The sequence below is a fragment of the Amycolatopsis sp. SID8362 genome (assembly GCF_010550475.1).
Taxonomy (GTDB): Bacteria; Actinomycetota; Actinomycetes; order Mycobacteriales; family Pseudonocardiaceae; genus Amycolatopsis; species Amycolatopsis eburnea.
Map to the genome: position 1 here is coordinate 1 of NZ_JAAGNB010000983.1, position 2,577 is coordinate 2,577.

Genomic DNA, 2,577 nt, shown 5'->3' on the forward strand with positions numbered 1-2,577 from the left:
GAGGTCGACGGCATCCCCGTGCGAATGCCGCAGGCACCGGCCGGTGCGCCGGGCCCGGACCCGGCCGACCTGGCCGCGTTCCGGACCTACGCGGGCCCCGGCCTGGCCGACCCAAAGCTGCTGCGCCGCCTGGCGCGGGTCCGGATCCCGGCACTGCTCATCTGGGGCGAGGACGACGTCGTCGTCCCGCCGGCGTTCGGCAAGGCCTACGCGGCCGCGTTCGCCGACGCGCGGTTCGAGGTCGTGCCGGGCGCCGGGCACATGCCGGCGCTGCAGGCTCCCGGTGCGACGTTCGACTTGATCGACGAGTTCCTCGAATAGCTTGATCCACGACCCCGTAGAGTGGCTCCATGGTGGACGAAGAAGTCGTCTCGGAGCGCATCCGGCAGATCGCCGCCACCCTCGCGGACCGCGCGGCCGAGCTGACCGGGGAACTGGTCCAGCTGTACGCCGCCGACCTGCCGCAGCTGGTCAACGACGACGAGCGCATGGTCAGCCTGCTGTCGGCGAGTGTCTACCAGAACATCGAGACCGCCCTGCAGATCTTCCGGCACGGCATCGACCCGGCGACCGTCGAGCCGCCGGCCGCGGCGATGGAGTACGCGCGGCGGCTGGCGCAGCGCGGCACCCCGGTGTTCGACCTGATCCGCGCCTACGACCTCGGCCAGGCCGCGATGCTCGACTTCGGGTTCCAGGAGTGCATCCGCGTGGTCGACGACGCGGCGCTGCTCGGGGCCATGATGCGCCGGCTGCTGAAGGTCGCCTACGAGTTCATCACCCGGGTGGTCCGCCAGCTCGTGGGCGTCTACCAGGACGAACGCGACCGCTGGCTGCTCAACCGGAGCGCCGCGCGGGCGGCCAAGGTGCTCGACTTGCTGGGGGAGAACGGCGGTCCGCCCGACGTCGACGCGGCCGAGGCGGTGATCGGCTACCGGCTGCGCGGCACGCACGTCGGGCTGGTCGTCTGGCACGCGTCCGAAGCCCACGACGTGCTGTCGCACCTGGAGTCGGTCGCCGGGGCGGTGCTGGAGCGCGCCGGCGGTGAAGGCCGTCCGCTGTTCGTGCCCCGCGACGAAGCCGGCGCGTGGGCGTGGCTGCCGGTCGCGTCGGTCCGCCGCGAGCACCTGGACGCGGCGCTCGCGGACGCCGACCCGGGGGTGCGGGTCACCGTCGGCGACCCCGGCACCGGCGTCGACGGCTTCCGCGACACCCACCAGCAGGCCCGCCGGGTGCACGCGCTGGCGCTGGCCGCCGGTGAGCACTGCGACCGCGTCCTGACCTTCCGGGAGGTGGGCACGGTGGCGCTGATGACGAGCGACCTCAACGCGGCGCGCCTGTGGGTCGCGAGCACGCTCGGGCCGATGTCGGCCGACGACGAGAACTGCGGCCGGCTGCGCGAGACGCTGCGGGTGTTCCTGGCCTCCGGCGGCAGCTACACCGCGGCGGCCGCCGAGCTGACGATGCACAAGAACTCCGTCCAGTACCGCGTCCGCAAGGCGCAGGAGCTGCTGCCGCGCGGGCTGGGCGAGGGACGGCTGGACGTCGAACTGGCGCTCAACCTGTGCCAGCGGCTCGGCGCGGCGGTGCTGACCCCGGCGTGACTTTGGTATCGCGGACCACCACCCGCGGTGATCATTGGGTCGCGGGCACGAAGCCCGGCTCGGCCGTTCGGCCTACGGTTCCGGTATGGGTGAGAACGGTGGGATGCTCGCGCTGGTGCGGCTACGCCGAGGTGTCGTCGGCGAGAGCAGACGCGTCTGCCACCTGATCCCCGTGCCCACCGGCCCGATCCCCGCCCACCTGACGGCGCTGTGCGGCGAAGCGATCTTCCCCGGCGAGGCCGAGGTGCTCGAGGGGCTGCGCGGGATGCCCTGCCACGCGTGCCTGATGGAGAACGCGCCGTCGGGCGGGAGCTTCCTGGCCAACGCGGGCTGAGCCGCGCCGGCCGGGCTAGAGCGAGCCCCAGGCGTGGGCGCGCTGGAGCAGCCGGTCGCGCACCAGGGTGACCGCCGGGCGGGGAGGGGTGGCGCGGGTGACCAGGTACCAGGTGTTCAGCGGCGGTGTCTCGGGTTCGTGGACCAGCTCCACCGAACCCGCCTCCAGCGCCGCGGCCGCGAGGTAGCGGGGCAGGACCGTCACGCCCGCGCCGGCGATCACCACGGCCAGGACCGCGCGCAGGTCCGGGACCACCACCGCGACCCGGTTCGGCGGGCGCCTGCCGAACTCGCTGCGCCAGTAGCGGCGGATGATCGGCAGCTCGTCGGCGTAGGCGACGAGAGGCAGGTGCGCCAGCGCGGCGACCGGGTCGGTCACCAGCCGCGCCGGGTCGATGCCGCGGGCCAGCGCCGGAGCGGCCACGAGGACGAACTCCTCGTCGATCATCGGGGTCGCGGTCAGCGCGCGGTCGCGGGGCCGCACCGACGAGACGACCAGGTCGAGGCGGGCCGCCGTGAGCGCGGCCAGCAGCTCGTCGGCGAGGCCGAGCGTCACCGACAGCTGCAGCCCGCGCGTGGTCAGCGGGGTGAGCGCGGGTAGCACCCGGGTCGCCATCGCGTCGCTCGCGCCGCCGAGTGCCAC

The 2,577-nt window shown here is 74.1% G+C and carries 4 protein-coding genes; 3 read left to right on the forward strand and 1 reads right to left on the reverse strand.

The window, feature by feature from the left end; genetic code table 11:
* From G3I65_RS30860 to G3I65_RS30870, 3 genes are all read left to right on the forward strand, one after another.
* The coding region (locus G3I65_RS30860) for an alpha/beta fold hydrolase (protein ID WP_160699227.1) at positions 1-321 on the forward strand (321 nt) is incomplete at its 5' end.
* Positions 322-350: 29 nt separating this feature from the next.
* Positions 351-1,601, forward strand: coding sequence for a CdaR family transcriptional regulator (locus tag G3I65_RS30865; RefSeq protein ID WP_160699228.1), 1,251 nt, complete (start codon positions 351-353; stop codon positions 1,599-1,601).
* A gap of 85 nt (positions 1,602-1,686) precedes the next feature.
* Complete coding sequence (locus tag G3I65_RS30870; RefSeq protein WP_239071561.1) at positions 1,687-1,935, forward strand: hypothetical protein; 249 nt, start codon at positions 1,687-1,689, stop codon at positions 1,933-1,935.
* A 15-nt stretch (positions 1,936-1,950) separates the two neighbouring features.
* On the opposite strand, the gene G3I65_RS30875 is transcribed toward G3I65_RS30870, so the two are convergent.
* The coding region (locus G3I65_RS30875) for a substrate-binding domain-containing protein (RefSeq protein ID WP_160699229.1) at positions 1,951-2,577 on the reverse strand (627 nt) is incomplete at its 5' end.

Bases quoted from the DNA above. Each gene is read 5' to 3' on its own strand.
- G3I65_RS30865 (WP_160699228.1), top strand. From the start codon at position 351: ATGGTGGACGAAGAAGTCGTCTCGGAGCGCATCCGGCAGATCGCCGCC.
- G3I65_RS30870 (WP_239071561.1), top strand. From the start codon at position 1,687: ATGGGTGAGAACGGTGGGATGCTCGCGCTGGTGCGGCTACGCCGAGGT.